The 16,161-nt window shown below is 65.3% G+C and carries 18 protein-coding genes; 10 read left to right on the top strand and 8 right to left on the bottom strand.

Annotated elements, in window-relative coordinates; genetic code table 11:
- The first annotated feature begins 156 nt into the window (after positions 1–156).
- Together V7Q81_RS09805 and V7Q81_RS09800 are read left to right on the top strand one after the other, a co-directional pair.
- Positions 157–660, top strand: a complete 504-nt coding sequence (locus V7Q81_RS09805; RefSeq protein WP_333842623.1) for a peroxiredoxin — start codon at positions 157–159, stop codon at positions 658–660.
- A gap of 167 nt (positions 661–827) precedes the next feature.
- On the top strand, positions 828–1,304 hold the full coding sequence (locus tag V7Q81_RS09800; RefSeq protein ID WP_333842620.1) for an FKBP-type peptidyl-prolyl cis-trans isomerase: 477 nt from the start codon (positions 828–830) through the stop codon (positions 1,302–1,304).
- Positions 1,305–1,417: 113 nt separating this feature from the next.
- On the opposite strand, the gene mutS is transcribed toward V7Q81_RS09800, so the two are convergent.
- Both mutS and V7Q81_RS09790 read right to left on the bottom strand, forming a co-directional pair.
- Entirely contained in the window at positions 1,418–3,988 is a 2,571-nt protein-coding gene (mutS, locus tag V7Q81_RS09795) for a DNA mismatch repair protein MutS (RefSeq protein ID WP_333842617.1), read from the bottom strand.
- 42 nt (positions 3,989–4,030) lie between these two features.
- A complete protein-coding gene (locus V7Q81_RS09790; RefSeq protein ID WP_333842614.1) occupies positions 4,031–4,831 on the bottom strand; it encodes an inositol monophosphatase family protein in 801 nt (266 codons plus the stop codon).
- 55 nt (positions 4,832–4,886) lie between these two features.
- Between V7Q81_RS09790 and V7Q81_RS09785 the strand changes: the two genes are divergently transcribed.
- From V7Q81_RS09785 to iscA, 5 genes are all read left to right on the top strand, one after another.
- The gene (locus V7Q81_RS09785) at positions 4,887–5,609 is read left to right on the top strand and encodes an RNA methyltransferase (protein WP_333842611.1); all 723 of its coding nucleotides are present in this window, start codon (positions 4,887–4,889) and stop codon (positions 5,607–5,609) included.
- 117 nt (positions 5,610–5,726) lie between these two features.
- Positions 5,727–6,479 (top strand): serine O-acetyltransferase, encoded by a 753-nt coding sequence (gene cysE / locus V7Q81_RS09780; RefSeq protein ID WP_333842609.1) that lies wholly within the window; start codon positions 5,727–5,729, stop codon positions 6,477–6,479.
- Between the two features lie 91 nt (positions 6,480–6,570).
- A complete protein-coding gene (locus V7Q81_RS09775) occupies positions 6,571–7,050 on the top strand; it encodes a Fe-S cluster assembly transcription factor (protein WP_333842607.1) in 480 nt (159 codons plus the stop codon).
- Between the two features lie 11 nt (positions 7,051–7,061).
- A complete protein-coding gene (locus V7Q81_RS09770; RefSeq protein ID WP_333842605.1) occupies positions 7,062–8,207 on the top strand; it encodes a cysteine desulfurase family protein in 1,146 nt (381 codons plus the stop codon).
- Between the two features lie 67 nt (positions 8,208–8,274).
- Positions 8,275–8,598: an iron-sulfur cluster assembly protein IscA gene (iscA, locus tag V7Q81_RS09765; protein WP_333842603.1), complete on the top strand. Its 324-nt coding sequence runs from the start codon at positions 8,275–8,277 to the stop codon at positions 8,596–8,598.
- Between the two features lie 67 nt (positions 8,599–8,665).
- On the opposite strand, the gene V7Q81_RS09760 is transcribed toward iscA, so the two are convergent.
- Positions 8,666–8,959 carry an EF-hand domain-containing protein gene (locus V7Q81_RS09760; protein ID WP_333842601.1) on the bottom strand — a complete coding sequence of 98 codons (294 nt, stop codon included), beginning with the start codon at positions 8,957–8,959 and terminating at the stop codon, positions 8,666–8,668.
- An 80-nt stretch (positions 8,960–9,039) separates the two neighbouring features.
- Complete coding sequence (locus V7Q81_RS09755) at positions 9,040–10,161, bottom strand: DSD1 family PLP-dependent enzyme (RefSeq protein ID WP_333842598.1); 1,122 nt, start codon at positions 10,159–10,161, stop codon at positions 9,040–9,042.
- A gap of 151 nt (positions 10,162–10,312) precedes the next feature.
- On the opposite strand from V7Q81_RS09755, the gene V7Q81_RS09750 reads away from it, so the two are divergent.
- Positions 10,313–10,747 carry a DUF411 domain-containing protein gene (locus tag V7Q81_RS09750; protein ID WP_333842596.1) on the top strand — a complete coding sequence of 145 codons (435 nt, stop codon included), beginning with the start codon at positions 10,313–10,315 and terminating at the stop codon, positions 10,745–10,747.
- 69 nt (positions 10,748–10,816) lie between these two features.
- Here V7Q81_RS09750 and V7Q81_RS09745 read toward each other — a convergent pair whose 3' ends face one another.
- From V7Q81_RS09745 to V7Q81_RS09735, 3 genes are all read right to left on the bottom strand, one after another.
- A complete protein-coding gene (locus tag V7Q81_RS09745) occupies positions 10,817–11,080 on the bottom strand; it encodes a PsiF family protein (protein ID WP_333842594.1) in 264 nt (87 codons plus the stop codon).
- A gap of 825 nt (positions 11,081–11,905) precedes the next feature.
- Positions 11,906–13,006 carry a GGDEF domain-containing protein gene (locus V7Q81_RS09740; protein ID WP_333842591.1) on the bottom strand — a complete coding sequence of 367 codons (1,101 nt, stop codon included), beginning with the start codon at positions 13,004–13,006 and terminating at the stop codon, positions 11,906–11,908.
- Positions 13,007–13,136: 130 nt separating this feature from the next.
- Positions 13,137–13,367, bottom strand: a complete 231-nt coding sequence (locus tag V7Q81_RS09735) for a YdcH family protein (RefSeq protein WP_333842589.1) — start codon at positions 13,365–13,367, stop codon at positions 13,137–13,139.
- 174 nt (positions 13,368–13,541) lie between these two features.
- Between V7Q81_RS09735 and V7Q81_RS09730 the strand changes: the two genes are divergently transcribed.
- Complete coding sequence (locus V7Q81_RS09730; RefSeq protein WP_333842586.1) at positions 13,542–14,516, top strand: quinone oxidoreductase family protein; 975 nt, start codon at positions 13,542–13,544, stop codon at positions 14,514–14,516.
- Here V7Q81_RS09730 and merR read toward each other — a convergent pair.
- Positions 14,513–14,989, bottom strand: coding sequence for an Hg(II)-responsive transcriptional regulator (merR, locus tag V7Q81_RS09725; protein WP_333842583.1), 477 nt, complete (start codon positions 14,987–14,989; stop codon positions 14,513–14,515). The genes V7Q81_RS09730 and merR overlap by 4 nt on opposite strands.
- A gap of 78 nt (positions 14,990–15,067) precedes the next feature.
- On the opposite strand from merR, the gene V7Q81_RS09720 reads away from it, so the two are divergent.
- The coding region (locus V7Q81_RS09720) for an FAD-dependent oxidoreductase (protein WP_333842580.1) at positions 15,068–16,161 on the top strand (1,094 nt) is incomplete at its 3' end.

Below are 16,161 nucleotides of genomic sequence, written 5' to 3'. Positions count from 1 at the left end.
ACATCATTTGTATTTGCTTCTTGAGGTTTTGACAGGGAGTTGCATTGTTCGCTGTCAAAGGAAATGGGCGATCGGCTCGATCGCACATTGTGCCGTGAGACAAATACGTTAGAATGGCCTCGCAATTTCTCCTCGACGATGGATGCAGCGCCCGTCATGATTCAAGTCGGCCAAGCCGCGCCGGAATTCGATCTTCCCGACGCCGACATGGCGATGGTGCGGTTGTCGGCGTTTCGTGGCAAGAAGAACGTGGTGCTGTACTTTTACCCTAAGGACGATACCCCGGCGTGCACCATGCAGGCGATCGACTTCAGCGATTTGGAGGAGGAATTCAAGCGCTGGGACACCGTGGTGCTGGGGGTGAGCCGGGATGACTGCATCAGCCATGGCTCCTTCCGCGACAAGCACGGGCTGTCCATCCAGCTCCTTTCCGACACCGACGGCGAGGTGTGCCGCCGCTATGGCGTGCTTCAGGAAAAAGAGGTGGAGGGCAAGCGCCGGCTGATCGTGTGCCGCTCCACGTTCATCATCGACAAGAAAGGCATCGTCCGCCATGCCCTCTACGGGGTAAACCCCAAAGGCCACGCCCAAGCGGTGCTGGGACTGGTCAAGCAGCTTGGCGCCAAAGCCGGCTCCCCTATTTCAAGAAGGCGCTCCTAAGCGATAACGGGCGACGGTTGCGCGGCAGGACCCTTTGACGGTACCTTGTCGTCTAGCCCGGATATCTCATCAAGACGCCTCTCGGAGGCAGCGGCGTTGGGCTAGGAACATCCGGGCTGGGCCAGGTAGGTTCGTCATCCGGCTCAATGAACGAAAGGAACATCGTCATGATCGTCGCAAAAAACACCGTCGTCACCCTCACCTACAGGCTGTTCGACGGCCAGGGCAACCTGATCGAGGAATCCCAGCAGCCGGTCTCCTACCTGCATGGGGGCTACCATGGCATCTTTCCCTTGGTGGAGGATGCCCTCGAGGGTAAGCAGCCTGGGGATCAATGCTCTGTCACCATGGAGCCGGAAAACGCCTTTGGGGAATACGACGCTGCTCTGGTACGGGTGGAGGATCGGGCCCTGTTTCCGGCCGAGGTGCGGGTGGGCATGCAGTTCGAGGGCCGGGGCGAGCAGTCGGGGGAGGTGCACATCTTCACCGTGACCGAGGTGGCTGAGGACAAGGTGGTGGTGGACGGCAACCACCCTCTGGCTGGCATGCGGCTGCGCTTCGACTGCCAGGTGACCGACGTGCGGCCGGCCACCCCGGAAGAGCTCGCCCACGGACACGTCCACGGCCCCCACGGGCACCACTGAAGGCGGCCGGGATTAGGGCCGCGGTCAGTGGCGAGTGCCTCGTCGACCCGCGATCCATCCGCCTGGCTTCCCTGCGCCTAGAGGGAGCGCTTTCCGCACGCCCGGCCGCATACTCATGCCCCGCTCAGGCGCTTGAGCTCGTAGAGTTTTTCCAGCGCCTCCCGGGGTGATAAGTCATCCGGCTCCAGCGCCTTAAGGGCGTCGAGGGCTGGGTGAAGTGGGGGTTCCGCCGGCGCCTCGATCGGCGGCGCGAATAGATCTCCCTGCCGCGACCGAGTCAATCCCTGGGTTTCCAGCCAATGGAGTTGTTTGCGCGCGTGGGCAATCACCCGCGCCGGGACACCGGCAAGGGCTGCCACCTGCAACCCGTAGCTCTGGCTCGCGGGCCCCTCGTTCACCGTGTGGAGAAAGACCACCTTGTCGCCATGCTCCACTGCCCCCAGATGCACGTTGGCGGCCTCCGGATAGAGCCCAGCGAGCCGGGTCAGCTCGAAGTAGTGCGTGGCGAACAAGGTGTGGCTGCGGTTGACGGTGAGGAGATGGCAGGCAATGGCCCAAGCGAGGGCGAGGCCGTCAAAGGTGGACGTGCCGCGGCCCACCTCGTCCATGAGTACCAGGCTCGCTTCCGTGGCGTTGTGCAGGATATTGGCCGCTTCGGTCATTTCCACCATGAAGGTGGAACGTCCCCCGGCCAGGTCGTCGGCGGCACCGATGCGGGTGAAGATCTGGTCCACTGGCCCAATCATCGCCCGGCTCGCCGGGACAAAGCTGCCACAGCAGGCGAGAAGCACGATGAGCGCCACTTGCCGCATGTAGGTGGACTTACCTCCCATGTTGGGGCCCGTGATCACCAGGAGCCTGCGCCCAGGACCCAGGCGAGTGTCGTTGGGAATGAAGTCCGCCGTTGCCCGCTCCACCACCGGATGGCGTCCTGCCTCGATCTCGATGACCGGCTCTTCCGTGTACTCCGGAGCGCAGTAGTCCAGGGTCACAGCGCGCTCCGCCAGGGCGGCAAGGACGTCTAGCTCCGCCACGGCCCGGGCGATGTCCTGGAGTCGGGGCACATGCCCGCGCAGCCAGACAAGCAGCTCATCGTACAGTTCCCGCTCCCGCGCCAGGGCCCGCTCCTGGGCGGAGAGGGTCTTTTCTTCGAAGCGCTTGAGCTCTGGGGTAATGTAGCGCTCGGCGTTCTTGAGGGTTTGGCGCCGACGGTAATCCTCTGGCACTTTGTCGCTCTGGGCTCGGGACACCTCGATGTAGAAGCCGTGGACCTTGTTGTATTCCACCCTGAGATTCGCAATTCCCGTGCGCGCCCGCTCCCGAGCCTCCATGGCCAGCAGGAATTCGCCGCAATGGGTCTGGATGCTCCGCAGTTCATCGAGCTGTGGATCGTAGCCGTCGGCGATCACGCCTCCATCGCGCAAGAAAGCCGCGGGTACCTCCTTGATGGCATGCTTGAGCCGGTCAACCACCTCTTCGGGTAGAGCGAGCGCCGATCGGATCTCGCCAAGCCGCGCGGCCTGCAGCGACGCTAGCAGCGCCTTGAGGGTGTCGAGACGGCAAAGGCTGTCCCGCAGCGCGGCCAGATCCCGGGGACGAGCGCTCCCCAGGGCAATGCGAGCAGCGATGCGCTCCAGGTCGGCAACGGACCTGAGCTCGGCGCGCAGGGCGGTGCAACGTTCGCGTGCCTCCCCCGCCAACTCGGCGATCGCCTGCAGCCGCTGCTCCCGGGGGCCTCGCAGGCGCAGGGGGTGGTGCAGCCAGTGGCGCAATAGGCGGCTTCCCATGCTGGTCGCGCAGGTGTCCAGCACCGAAAGGAGGGTGGGCGCCGGCTCTGCGCGCAAGGTCTCGCTGATCTCCAGGTTGCGCCGGGTCGTGGCATCGAGGCGCACGAAATCGGCGGCCCGCTCCACGGTGATGCCCTGCAGGTGCGTGAGGGCGGCCCCCTGCGTGAGCCGGGCGTACTCAAGCAGGGCGCCGGCGGCGGCAACGGCGAGGGGCAGCTCATCGCAACCAAATCCCGAGAGATCGCGGGTGCCGAAATGGCGGGCGAGCAAGTCCTGGGCGGTGGAGCGATCGAACTGCCAGTCGGGCAGCCGCTTGAGCGCGATGGGACGGGATTCCAAAGCGGGATGCTGCAGGCTTTCCGGCAGCAGGATCTCCGCTGGCCGGATCCGCTCCAGCTCGGCGCCGAGAGCGGCGGGTTCGATCTCCATGACCCGCAGTCTCCCGGCGGCCAGATTGAGCCAAGCGAGCCCCATGCGCCGGCGTTCCCAGGTGGCGGCGAGGAGCACGCTCTCGGCACGTTCGTCCAGCAGGCCTGCGTCGGTGAGGGTGCCGGGGGTGAGGATGCGCACCACCCGCCGCTCCACCGGGCCGCGGGTGGTCTCCGGATCCCCCACTTGCTCGCAAATGGCCACCGATTCCCCTAGCCGCAAGAGCTTGGCCAGGTACTGCTCCGCCGTGTGCACGGGCACCCCCGCCATGGGAATCGGCTCGCCCGCGGAAGCCCCTCGCCGAGTGAGGGTAATGTCGAGTAGCCTCGCCGCCTTCTCCGCGTCCTCGTAGAACAGCTCGTAGAAGTCACCCATGCGATAGAACAGCAGCGCATCGCGATGCTGCGCCTTAATGCGCAGGTACTGCTGCATGACTGGCGTATGGCGGGAGAGGTCGTCGAGCTTCATGGGAAGCGGAGGGACCGGGGCTGCCGGGACCGGCGTTGGGGATCAGGGGTTCTTCAGCTTCTCGGTGAGGTGGGGCGCGATCACCTTGAGCAGCTCGACGAATACCTTAGGATTGCCGGCAACGATATGGCCGCTCTCCAGGTGACGGGGTTCCCCTGTCAGGTCGCCCACCAGGCCGCCCGCTTCGGTGATGAGAAGGCACCCGGCCGCCATGTCCCAGGCAGACAATCCCAGCTCCCAGAAGCCGTCGTACCAGCCGGCGGCCACGTAAGCGAGATCGAGGGACGCCGCGCCCGGCCGCCGTACCCCCGCCGCGACGGTCATCACGTCCCGCAGCATGGCGAGATAGGCGTCGACGTGGGCTTTGTGGCCATAGGGGAAGCCGGTGCCGATCAATGCCCCCTCTAGGCTCGCTCGCTTGCTCACCCGGATGCGTCGGTCGTTCAGGTAAGCGCCGGCCCCCCGGCTGGCGGTGAACAGATCGTTGCGGATGGGGTCGTAGACGACGGCCTGAGTGAGCGTTCCCTTGTGCATGAGGGCGATCGACACCGCGTACTGGGGCATGCCGTGGAGGAAGTTGGTGGTACCGTCCAGGGGGTCCACGATCCACTGATAGGGCGAACGCCCATGGTCACCGCTTTCCTCTGCTAAAATGGCATGATCCGGATAGGCCTTGCGCAAAACCTCGATGATGGCTTCTTCGGCCGCACGGTCCACCTCCGAGACGAAATCGTTGTATCCCTTGGCGCTGACCTTTACTAGATCCAGATCCCGGGCGGCGCGCAGGATGATATTGCCGGCGCGCCTCGCCGCCTTGACGGCGGTATTCAGCATGGGATGCATGGGACGCTGTTGACGGGTCTCGAAAGAATCCGCGCATTTTAGTGCGATTCCCCCAGTGAATAAACCCGACCCCCTGCAGAGGGTGCGCGTGGTGCTCGTGGGCACGAGCCACCCAGGCAACATCGGCGCCGCGGCGCGGGCGATGAAGACCATGGGGCTTACGGCGCTCTACCTGGTGCGCCCCCGGCGCTTTCCCGATCCGGAGGCAACCGCCATGGCCGCAGCGGCAGCCGACGTACTGGAGGAGGCTCGGCAATGGGATAGCCTCGACGAGGCACTGGCGGGCACCGTGCTAGCGGCAGGGCTTACCGCCCGCCACCGAGAGCTCGCGCCGCAGCCATTGACGCCCCGGGAAGCTGCGCCGGAACTGCTCGACGCCGCTCAGGCGGGGCCGGTGGCGGTAGTGTTTGGCAACGAAGCGAACGGGCTCACACGGGAGGAATTGCAGCGCTGCCGCATGCTGGTGCATATTCCTGGAAATCCCCTCTACAACTCCCTCAACCTGGCGGCTGCCGTGCAAGTCATGTGCTACGAGCTGCGTATGGCCTTGCCTCAAGCGGGGAGCGGGAGGGCGCATTTGCGGGAGATGGCGCGCCACGAGGACATGGAGCATTTCTACGCCCACTTGGAGCGCACCCTTGTCGCTGTGGGCTTCCTGGCGCCGCAGCGCTCGCAGCGGTCGATGCGCCGCCTGCGGCGCATTTTCGATCGCGCCAGACTGGAAAGGGAGGAAGTAAACCTTTTGCGCGGCATCCTCAAGGCGGTAGACAGACAATGACAAGCGCGTTGATTGATCGGCGACCGGGGCGGTTCGGGCGATGTACGAGCCGTGACCGAATTCTTGACCGAATTGGTGGGGAAATGGATACTCGTACAGCGATTCAAGGATATCCGCATGTTCGACCGACTTCGAGAAGACATCGACAGCGTTTTTCACCGCGACCCGGCCGCGCGAAACGCCTGGGAGGTAATTACTTGCTATCCCGGTTTTCATGCCATCGTCATTCATCGCGTCAGTCATCGGCTATGGCTCATGGGCTTCAAGTGGCTGGCGCGTTTCATCTCCCACATCGGCCGCTGGCTGACTGGCATTGAAATTCATCCGGGGGCACGTATCGGTCGGCGCCTCTTCATCGACCACGGCATGGGCGTAGTGATCGGGGAGACCGCCGAGATCGGCGACGACTGCACCCTCTACCACGGCGTCACCCTGGGCGGCACGACGTGGAACAAGGGCAAGCGCCATCCCACTCTGGGCAAGGGGGTGGTGATCGGCGCCGGCGCCAAGGTGCTCGGCCCAATCACCATCGGCGACGGCGCCAAGATCGGCTCCAACGCGGTGGTGGTCAAGGATGTGCCGCCTGGCGCGACTGCTGTGGGGATCCCCGCCCGCCTAGTGGACGATTCGCGCAAGGACGCCCGCGAGCGCCAAGCAGAGCAGATGGGCTTTTCCGCCTACGCCATCAGCGAGGACATGGACGATCCCATCGTCAAGGCGATCCACGGCTTGCTCGACCATACGGTGGTGACCGACCAGCGGCTCAACAAGATCATCGAAGCGCTGGACCGACTAGGCGCCCGAGTGGACGAGCTCAAGGCCCTGGAGGACAAGTTCGATGCCGCTTATTTGAACAAAATAGTTGACTAAATTGCTAGTGTATTTTATCTTAAGATGATTATTAGTATTTTCAATGGGTTGAGTTCTGAGCAGACACGCCGGGAAAAAAGGGACGGCCGGGATGAGACTGACCACCAAAGGACGTTTTGCGCTGACCGCCATGATCGACCTGGGGCTTCAGGGGGGGGTGAAGCCCACCCCCCTTGCTGAGATCAGCGAGCGGCAAAAGATTTCCCTCTCTTACCTGGAGCAGCTTTTCAGCAAGCTGCGGCGCCACGGGCTGGTGCAGAGCGTGCGCGGGCCCGGGGGCGGTTACCGGCTCGCCCGGCCCATGACCGAGGTCTCCGTGGCCGACATCATCCTGGCGGTGGATGAGCCGATCGACGCTACCTTGTGCGGCGGGAAGGAGGACTGCAGGGATGGTGAGCGCTGCATGACCCACGATCTCTGGGCCGGGTTAAACGAGAGAATCTATGAGTATCTGTCCTCGGTGAGCCTCGCCCAACTGGTGGCGAAGCAGCGCGAGGAGCGCGTCGCGGTCCTGAAAGATCAGCGCAAGGCGAGTGGTAAGACCCACCCCGAGCCGGCGGTTTCGGTCTAAGCCCTGCTGCCGTGGATCCCGTCTATCTCGATCATAACGCCACCACGCCGCTGGACGAGCGGGTACTGGAGGCGATGCTGCCTTACTTGCGCGCAGACTTCGGCAACGCCTCCAGTCGTCATGAACTGGGCACCCGAGCGCGCAAGGCGGTGGACCGGGCACGGGAGCAGGTGGCAGAAGCAGTGGGCGCACAACCGTCCCAGGTGGTGTTCGTGAGCGGCGGCTCAGAAGCCAACAATCTGTTCATCAAGGGCGCGGCGGCTTTCCTGAAACCCTCTCAGATCCTCGTGTCGGCGGTGGAGCATCCCTGCGTGGCGAAGCCTGCCCAAGAGCTAACTCGCCAGGGATGGGAATGCCGCCGGATCGCCGTGGACGGCGAGGGGCGGCTTGATCTGGACGATTACGAGGCGGCGCTCACGCGTCCTACCGGGATCGTGTCGGTGATGCTGGCCAACAACGAGACCGGGGTGATTCAGGACGTGGCACGGATCGCGCAACGGGGCCGAGAAGCAGGCGCCTGGGTGCATAGCGATGCGGTACAGGCCCTCGGGAAAATGGAGGTGGATTTCCGGGCGCTGCGCGTGCATGCGCTGACGGTATCGGCCCACAAGGTCTACGGCCCCAAGGGGGCAGCGGCTTTGGTGCTGGACAAGCGAGTGTCGGTGAGGGGGCTGATCAGCGGTGGAGGTCATGAAGGGGGGATGCGGGCAGGCACGGAAAACGTGCCCGCCATCGTGGGGATGGGGCTCGCCTGCGAGCTCGCCAGGGCCCGCTGGCGGGAGGACGCCGAGCGCCTTGCTTGCCTGCGGGAGCAGCTGGAGCGGGGTGTGGCGCGCCTCGGGGCCGTGATCTTCGGCGCGGATGCCGTCCGCATTCCCAACACGAGTTATTTTGCCTTCGAAGGCATCGAGGGCGAAACGCTGGTGATCGAGCTCGACCGGCTGGGCTTTTGCGTAGCGAGCGGCTCCGCCTGCTCCAGCCTCAAAACGGGTCCGAGCGAGGTGCTCCTCGCCATGGGGGTCGCTCCCGAGCTCGCCCGGGGGGCGGTGCGGGTGAGCCTGGGGCGCGGCAATACCCCGGCCCAGGTGGACGCCTTCCTGCAGGCCCTGGGCGGGGTGGTGGCCCGGCTGCGGCGCCTGAGCGCCCTTGCCCTCTGAGGGCGCGGTGACGCCCCCAGGGAGATGGCGCTACAATGGGGCACGTCGACGGCAAGGAGCAAATGCGATGGCAGTGACGTTGACCGAAACAGCGGCGAAACATGTTCGTAATTTCTTGGAAAAGCGCGGCCGGGGGCTGGGTTTGAGGCTGGGCGTGCGCACGGCCGGCTGCTCTGGCTACGCCTACAAAGTCGAGTTTGCCGACGAGGTGAGGGAAGGAGATACCTTGTTCGAGAGCCACGGGGTCAAGGTACTGGTGGATGCCAAGAGCCTGCCCTTCCTTGACGGCACGGAAGTGGATTTCACCCGGGAAGGCTTGAACGAACGCTTCACTTTCCGTAATCCCAACGTCAAGGACGAGTGCGGCTGCGGCGAGAGCTTCAGCGTCTGAAACGAGTCTTCGCGGGCCATGAAAGAAAAGCGGGATCGAGTCCCGCTTTTCTTTTTTGAGGCGCCGGTCACTTGCCTGTCGCGATGTGGGACAGGTACTGCCGATCCACGTAGGCTTGCATCTCTTCCCGGGTGATATAGCCGTCCCGGTTGGTGTCAATGTCATTGAAGCGGGCCTGCAGTTCAATGTGCCCCAGGATATCGCTGCGGGTGATGCGCCCGTCCCGATTGCCATCGTATTGCTCGAACAGAGCCATGTACTGGTGGGCCCGGCGCTTGTAGTACTCTTCAGGGCCCTGTGCGAAGGCCAGGGCGCTTCCGGTGACGAGGAGCAGCGACAGGGCGACAACGGCTTTTTTCATGACTTCCCCTCCTTTCGCTTTCTTGCCCAGACATCCAATTCGACCACGGCAAGAGAGGCGAAGTTTTCCCTGGGGATTCTTTACCAGACCGCGCCCCGGGCGGTGATGGGCCACAGGGCTTCGACCCGCCCGCGTCGAACGGCCACGTACCAATCGTGAAGGTTGACGGTGGGGTCGCAATGGCCCGGCACCAGGAGGAGCTTTTCCCCCAAGGCCGGCAACTGCACTCCGGCAGCGGCTTCCAGCATCCCATGCTCGTCCATGGCCCGGACATAGGCGAGCCCTGGGCGGCCGTGAACCTCGGGCAGGCCCGAATCCACGCTGAAGGCTTTCAAGCCGGCGTCCACCACCGCCCGGGAGGCGGTGGGTCGGCTCATGACCGTCGCCAGCACGAAAAGACTTAGCTCGAAGGAGGGCGAGGCTTCCGGCGCCGGCAGGTTCCTGGCGTAGTCCGCGTCCATGAAGACGTAGGAACCTGGCTGCACTTCCCGGTAAGCGCCGCTAGCGGCCTCCAGCAGATAGGTACCGGTGCCGCCGCCGCTCACCCAGGGACAGGGGATGTTGTGATCTTCCAGCAAGCGGACCGTTGCCCGCACGTGGTCCACGGCAGTGGCGATGGCAGCGCGCCGAGCCGCGCCCTCCCGCAGGTGTTGGGCCGCCCCCTGATAAGCCTGTAGTCCGGCGAAGCGCAAGTGCTCCCGCGCCCGCACCCGCTGGGCCAGGGCGAGGGCGGGCGGACCCGGGGGGACGCCACAGCGCCCCGCCCCCACATCGATCTCCACCAGCACGTCCAGCTCCACACCCGCCCACCGGGCGGCAGCGTCCAGCTCGTCTACGTTGCCGGCATCGTCCACGCATACCGCCACCCGAGCCCGGCGGGCGAGGGCCGCGAGCCGCTCCAGCTTGCGTCGGCCGACCACTTCGTTGGACACCAGCACGTCGGCGATGCCCCCTTCCACCAGGGCTTCCGCCTCGCTCACCTTCTGGCAACATACCCCCACTGCTCCGAGGGCGATCTGCCGGCGGGCGATCTCCGGGCACTTGTGGCTCTTGGCGTGGGGGCGCAGCCGCACGGGCAGGTCCCGGAGGGAATCCGCCATACGGCGCAGATTGCGCTCGAAAGGGTCCAGGTCGACTAGGAGGGCCGGAGTGTCGATCTCCTCCAGGGGCATGCCCAGTTCGGCGGGCGGGGGCAGGGCCATCGGGTCTCTTGAGGCAAGGGTTGACAGGTGCCGGGATCGGCGTTGACCCTTACAATAGCAAAGCTTGCGCTGGCCGGGTGCGGGTGGCGTTTCATGAGGGCCTGGTCGGGGCGAGCGTTGAACGGCAAGCCTGACGAGGAGCTCGAACGCCATGATGCGCCGGTTGCGCGAGGGCCTGCTGGTGGCTGCGCTGGTCGCTTCGCCCGGCGCGCACGCGGCGGGCGAAGTCACGGTTTACAAAAATCCCCACTGCGGCTGTTGCGTTAAGTGGATCGAGCACCTGCAACAGAACGGCTTCCAGGTGAGCTCCCGGGACGTGGTGGATCTGTCCGAGATCAAGGCCCGTTATGGGGTGCGCCCCTACCTCGCGTCGTGCCATACCGCCGTCGTAGACGGCTATGTGCTGGAGGGTCACGTGCCGGCAGAGGCGGTCAAGCGGCTGCTCCAGGAGCGGCCCCCGGTCAAAGGCCTGGCCGTGCCCGGGATGCCGGTGGGGTCACCGGGCATGGAGGGGCCCGATCCTCAGCCCTACAACGTCTACACCTTCGACGACAAGGGTGACGTGCAGGTGTACCTGCGCTACTGAGCGCCGCAGAAGGGAGGACCGCCGGTAGGCTTGCCCTCCCTTTCTGACAGGCGGTCCTGGGAGCAGAGATCAGCTGGACGCGCCTCGGGAGGCGGCGGGCTTGCCGGCCTTCAGGCACTCGCGCATGAAGTCTTTACGTGCATCCCCGGACAGCCCTTTGGCTTTCGCTTCCTTGGAGCACTCCGCCATGCGCTGCTGCTGAGGCGTCAACGGCTTGTCCTCGGCGGCGAAACCGGTAGCGCCGAGGCCGAGTCCGGCGGCCAGGATGAGGCCTCTGGCGAGGACACGGCCTGTGGTCAGGATCGGATTTCTCGCTGAAGCAAGGTTTTTCACGTGACTTCTCCTTTCGTCAAAGTTATGTCTTCGGGATGAAAACCCGACTGAGCGGGCGCGCACCGTGCTTGGCTCGCCTGGCGGAGCCGGCTGAGGTAGCGCTTGGGAGAGACTAGGACCCCTCCCGCACCGGGTTCTCCGTGACCCAACCCCTACCGGACAAAGATCCTCCGAGGAAGCCCCATCAAGCGGGGTGGCCCGCACGAAAATGCGCACCTATATTATGTTTCCGTCATGGAAAAAATTGAAGAGCAGGTGGCGAATTTTGTCTAGGAAACCCTGTTCGCTGCCTGGAAGGACCGCCACGCTGGCTTGGGGGCGAGTCCTGGGAAGATCTGCCTAGGCGTCATGCTTCAAGAATATTCAGTGAACATTGCGCGCAGGTGCCTAAAAGAGGCTGGCGGGTGGGCCGGCCAAGCCGGATACACGACGCCGGGCCGAGATCCGGGAGACAATGGGCCGGCGCATGGCTGACGAGGCGGCGAGCTTCAGCACCCCGGCCGTCCCCGCGAGGCTGGCCTGGAAGGGTTGAACGGGGCCGCTGATGGCGCGGCCGTTTCTTTCTTCACCCCGTGTTTGCTGTCCTCTGCAGGGCCGAGCAGGGACGTTCTGGGCGCGTGTGCTTGCCCTTGAGTCCGGTCGCGAACGAGGCTTGCCCGCCGGAACAGGGCGGGAGGACTCGGAGGGCCCGCTTTTCTAGATGCCTTGCCGTGCCGGGCGGCTCAACGGCTTCCCGCCCTATGACCACCTGGCGCCCGGGTATGGCGGGGGACGTCCATCCGTTCCTTTCGGCGGTGGTATTCGCCTTCGGACGGGCGCCGTGTCTCAGCCAAGGGCCGGGTCGTCACTGCAGACTCGGTCCCGGCCGCCCAGCTTGGCGTGGTAGAGGGCTTGGTCCGCCCGCTGGACCAGGTCCCGGGCGGCGCCCTCCGAGGGACCCGGACCCGGGCGCAGTACCGCCACCCCCGCCGAGAGGGTAATACGGATCTCCTCTCCGTGCATCAGTCGGAACGGCGTGCCGCCGATGGCGCGGCGCACCCGCTCGGCGATGTGACGGGCGAGCTCCTCGTCCGTGCCGCCGAGCAGCACGGCGAACTCCTCGCCTCCGTAGCGGGCCAGGGCATCGGTCGAGCGCAACTCCCGCTTGATGCGGGAGGCCGCTTCCCGCAGGACCCGGTCTCCCTCCTGGTGTCCGTAGGCGTCGTTGACGTGCTTGAAGCGGTCGATATCGAGGAGCAGACAGGCAAGGGGTTCTCCCTTGCGGGCTGCCCGGGCGATTTCTTCCCCCAACCGCTCTTCAAAGTAGCGCCGGTTGTGGACACCGGTGAGGGCGTCGGTGATACCCAGGTGCTTCAACCGTTCACTATAGGTGGCATTCTCCAGGCACACGGCCGCCACCGCCGCCAGGTGCATCAGGAAGTCAGTGCCGAGGCCTGGGGTATAGCGCCGGGGTTCCCTGGCGCCCAAGGTGAGCACGCCGATCAGGTGCTCCTGGCGCAGCAGGGGCAGCACCGCGCAGCTGCGCGGTGCTGCCCCCGAGAACAGTCCGCCGTGCAGGGCGGGCTCGAAGGGCCCGAGCCGAGGGGAACGGCGCGGCCCGAGAAGCCGCTCCAAGCGACTCAGATCATCCGCAAAGATTAGCCCAGGGAACTCCGCCGGATCGACTTCTAGCGCCTCGAGGCTGCGCCTCAACTCGAAATCCGCGTCGAGCAGCACCAGGCTGACTCCCGCCAGGCGCAGCAGGCGGCGGGTGTGGTGAAAGAGGCCCTCGAACAAGGCCGCAAAGCCGACCGAGCCGATCAGGGTCAGCTCACATTGCTGGAAGCGGCGCAGGACCTGCTCGTTGTCTCGGGCCTGGGCGGTGAGAAACGCGAGTTGACGCCGCAGGCCGTCGATGACCTGGAGCTCTGGGGAATCGGCAGGCATGACTGGGAAGCGCACAGTTTACCGCAGGGCGACGCCTGCGGCGGGCCCGCGCCGCGCAGGAAAAACGAAAAAGCGCGCTCGCCTCGACGGCAGCGCGCTTTTCACAAGATTCGGTGGGTGGGCCTTGTTCCTAGGCCGGGATGTCCGGGGTGAGCCGGCGTTCCAGCAGGGCGATATGGTCTTTGAGGTAAAGTTTTCGCTTTTTAAGGCGTCGCAGCTGCAACTCGTCCTGGTAGGCATCCTGGGACAAGCGCTTGATAATGTCGTCCAAGTCCCGGTGTTCCAGCTCCAATTCCTTGATTTTGCGCTTGATTGCTTCGATTTCCTCCTCTTCCATGGCGTATCCTCCGCTCACGAACATCGATCGTCTCCTTTGGGCCAAGGGTGCGGGCGGAGGCCAGGATCCCCGGGGCAACCCGCCCGCGGTTGAGGTTCCGAACGGCTTTTCGTTAGCATACTCCCGCCGTTCGACTATGGGTACACCCCCACGCCGCAGGGCCTGCACCGCCGTCCATCTTCTGTGAAGGAGAGCCGAATGCCGCACGCGATACGCTTCTACGAGACCGGAGGGCCGGAGGTGCTGCGCTGGGAAGAAGTCCAGGTGGGCTCTCCCGGCAAGGGCGAAGTGCGGCTGCGACACACCGCTGTCGGGCTCAATTTCATCGATGTGTACCATCGCAGCGGGTTGTACCCGGTCTCCCTCCCCGCCACGCCCGGGCTGGAGGCGTGCGGCGTGGTGGAGGAGGTGGGCGAGGGCGTGACCGAACTTAAGCCCGGCGATCGGGTGGCGTACGCCTCACCTCCCCTGGGGGCGTACGCGGAAGAGCGGCTCATGCCCGCGGACCGGGTGGTGAAGGTACCCGAGGGGATCAGTGACCAGCAGGCCGCCTCCATGATGCTCAAGGGCATGACAGCGGAATACCTGGTGCGCCGCACTTTCCGCCTCGGGTCGGAGCATACCATCTTGGTGCATGCGGCGGCAGGCGGCGTGGGGCTGATCCTGTGCCAGTGGGCCCGGGCGCTGGGCGCCACCGTGATTGGCACCGTGGGCAGCGACGAGAAGGCAAGGCTCGCCGAAGCCCACGGCTGTCAGTACCCCATCGTCTACACGCGGGAGGACTTCGTTGCCCGGGTGCTGGACATCACTGGCGGGCACAAGTGCGACGTGGTCTACGACTCGGTAGGCAAGGATACCTTCATGAGATCGCTGGATTGCCTGCGGATGTTCGGCACGCTGGTCTCCTTCGGCCAGTCCTCCGGTCCCGTGCCTCCCTTTGACGTAGGCGTGCTTTCGGCCAAGGGGTCGCTCTACCTCACACGCCCCACGCTGATGCACTACACCGCCAGGCGAGAAGACCTGGTCATGTCGGCCAACGCCCTGTTCCAGATGGTGCTGGACGGCAAGATCCGCATCGAGATCAATCAGACTTATCCGCTTGAGGAGGCGGCCCGGGCCCACCGGGACCTGCAAGGACGCAAAACGACCGGCTCTACGGTGCTCCTCGTCTAGACGGGGCCGGAACCCCGCGGGTAGGGGTGAGTGCCGCGAGTCCCAACCGACTTCGCTCCCGACAGGGTGGAAATGATGGGGCAGACAAGGGGGGTGCGGCGCGTGCGGCACTCGTCGATCAGGCGTCTCAACACGCGGCGCATGCGCTGAAGGTCAGCGATGCGGTGCTCCACTTGCTCCAGCTTGGCCACGGCCAGCCGCTGCGCTTCGGTGCAGCTTCTCTGCTCCTCCAGGCGGAGGAGACCGCGGACTTCCTCCAGAGTGAAGCCGAGCTGCTGCGCCCGTTTGATGAAGCGCACCCGGTCCACGACCGTGCGGGGATAGCGGCGCACGCCCCCCAAGGGCTTTTCGGGTTTGTCCACCAGCTGGCGCCGTTGGTAGAAGCGAATCGTCTCCACGTTGACCCCGGCGGCGCGGGCCACCTGCCCGACAGTCAGCGTCTGCGCCGGACTTGAGCCTTTCCTCTTCCCCATGGTCGCCCCTTGACTGCGGACTATGGTACGCAATGCAGAGTAACCGCATTCCAGCCGTTTGGGAACAAAGGAGGCATCTTGGCTTCTCTGCACGTCGCCATTCTCGGCAGCGGCTCGGCGGCGTTTGCCTGTGCCCTCCGCGCCGCCGAGGAGGGGGCGCGGGTCACCATGATCGAGCGCGGCATGCTGGGCGGCACCTGCGTCAACGTGGGTTGCGTGCCTTCCAAGGTGCTCATCCGCGGCGCGGAGATCGCGCGCCTGCAGGCAGCCCACCCATTCGACGGTGTGGAGCGGTGCCGGCCGGTCATTCGCCGCAATGCCATGGTGGCTCAGCAGCAGGCGCTGGTGGATACCCTGCGCTACGCCAAGTACCGCCGCATCCTGGAGGAAAATCCCGCCATCCGGTTGCTGGAGGGCTTTGGGCGATTCCGGGATACCCGCTCCCTTGTGATCACCGGCCGCGATGGCCGGGAAGAAACGCTCGCTGCCGACCGCTTCCTGATCGCTACAGGCGCCTCCCCCGCCATCCCATCCATCCCCGGACTGGCCGATACCCCTTATTGGACATCCGCCGAGGCCTTGGTGGCAGAGGAAATCCCCAAGCATCTGATCGTGCTGGGAGGCTCCGCCGTGGGCTTGGAGATCGGCCAGGCGTTCCTGCACCTGGGCGCTCGGGTGAGCGTGATCGAGCTTCAGTCCCTGTTGCCCCGGATGGATCCCGACCTGGGGACCGGGCTGCAGCGCCTGCTGGAAGAGGAAGGCGCCCGGGTACTCACCCACACCCGGGCTCGGGCCATTTCGTTCCATGGCCACCGCTTCCATGTGGATCTCGGGGCGGAGAGGCTGTCCGGCGATCGGCTGCTGGTGGCCACCGGCCGTCGGCCCAACACCGCGGGCCTCGGGCTCGAAGCGATCGGGGTGGCAACCGACCCGGCGGGCGCGGTGTGCGTGGACCGGCGGTTATGTACCTCGGTGCCCCATATCTATGCCGCGGGTGACTGCACGAACCTACCCCAATTAGTCTACGTGGCGGCGGCCGCAGGCACCCGAGCGGCGGTCAACATGCTGGGTGGGGAGGCGGCCCTGGATCTCTCGGTCGTGCCGGCGGTCGTGTTCACCTCCCCCCAGGTGGCCACCGTGGGATTGACCGAGCAAGAGGCCCGAACGAAAGG

Source organism: Pelomicrobium sp. (genome assembly GCF_036803785.1).
In the GTDB taxonomy this organism is placed as follows: Bacteria; Pseudomonadota; Gammaproteobacteria; order Burkholderiales; family UBA6910; genus Pelomicrobium.
This window is presented reverse-complemented; position numbering and strand designations above follow the sequence as displayed.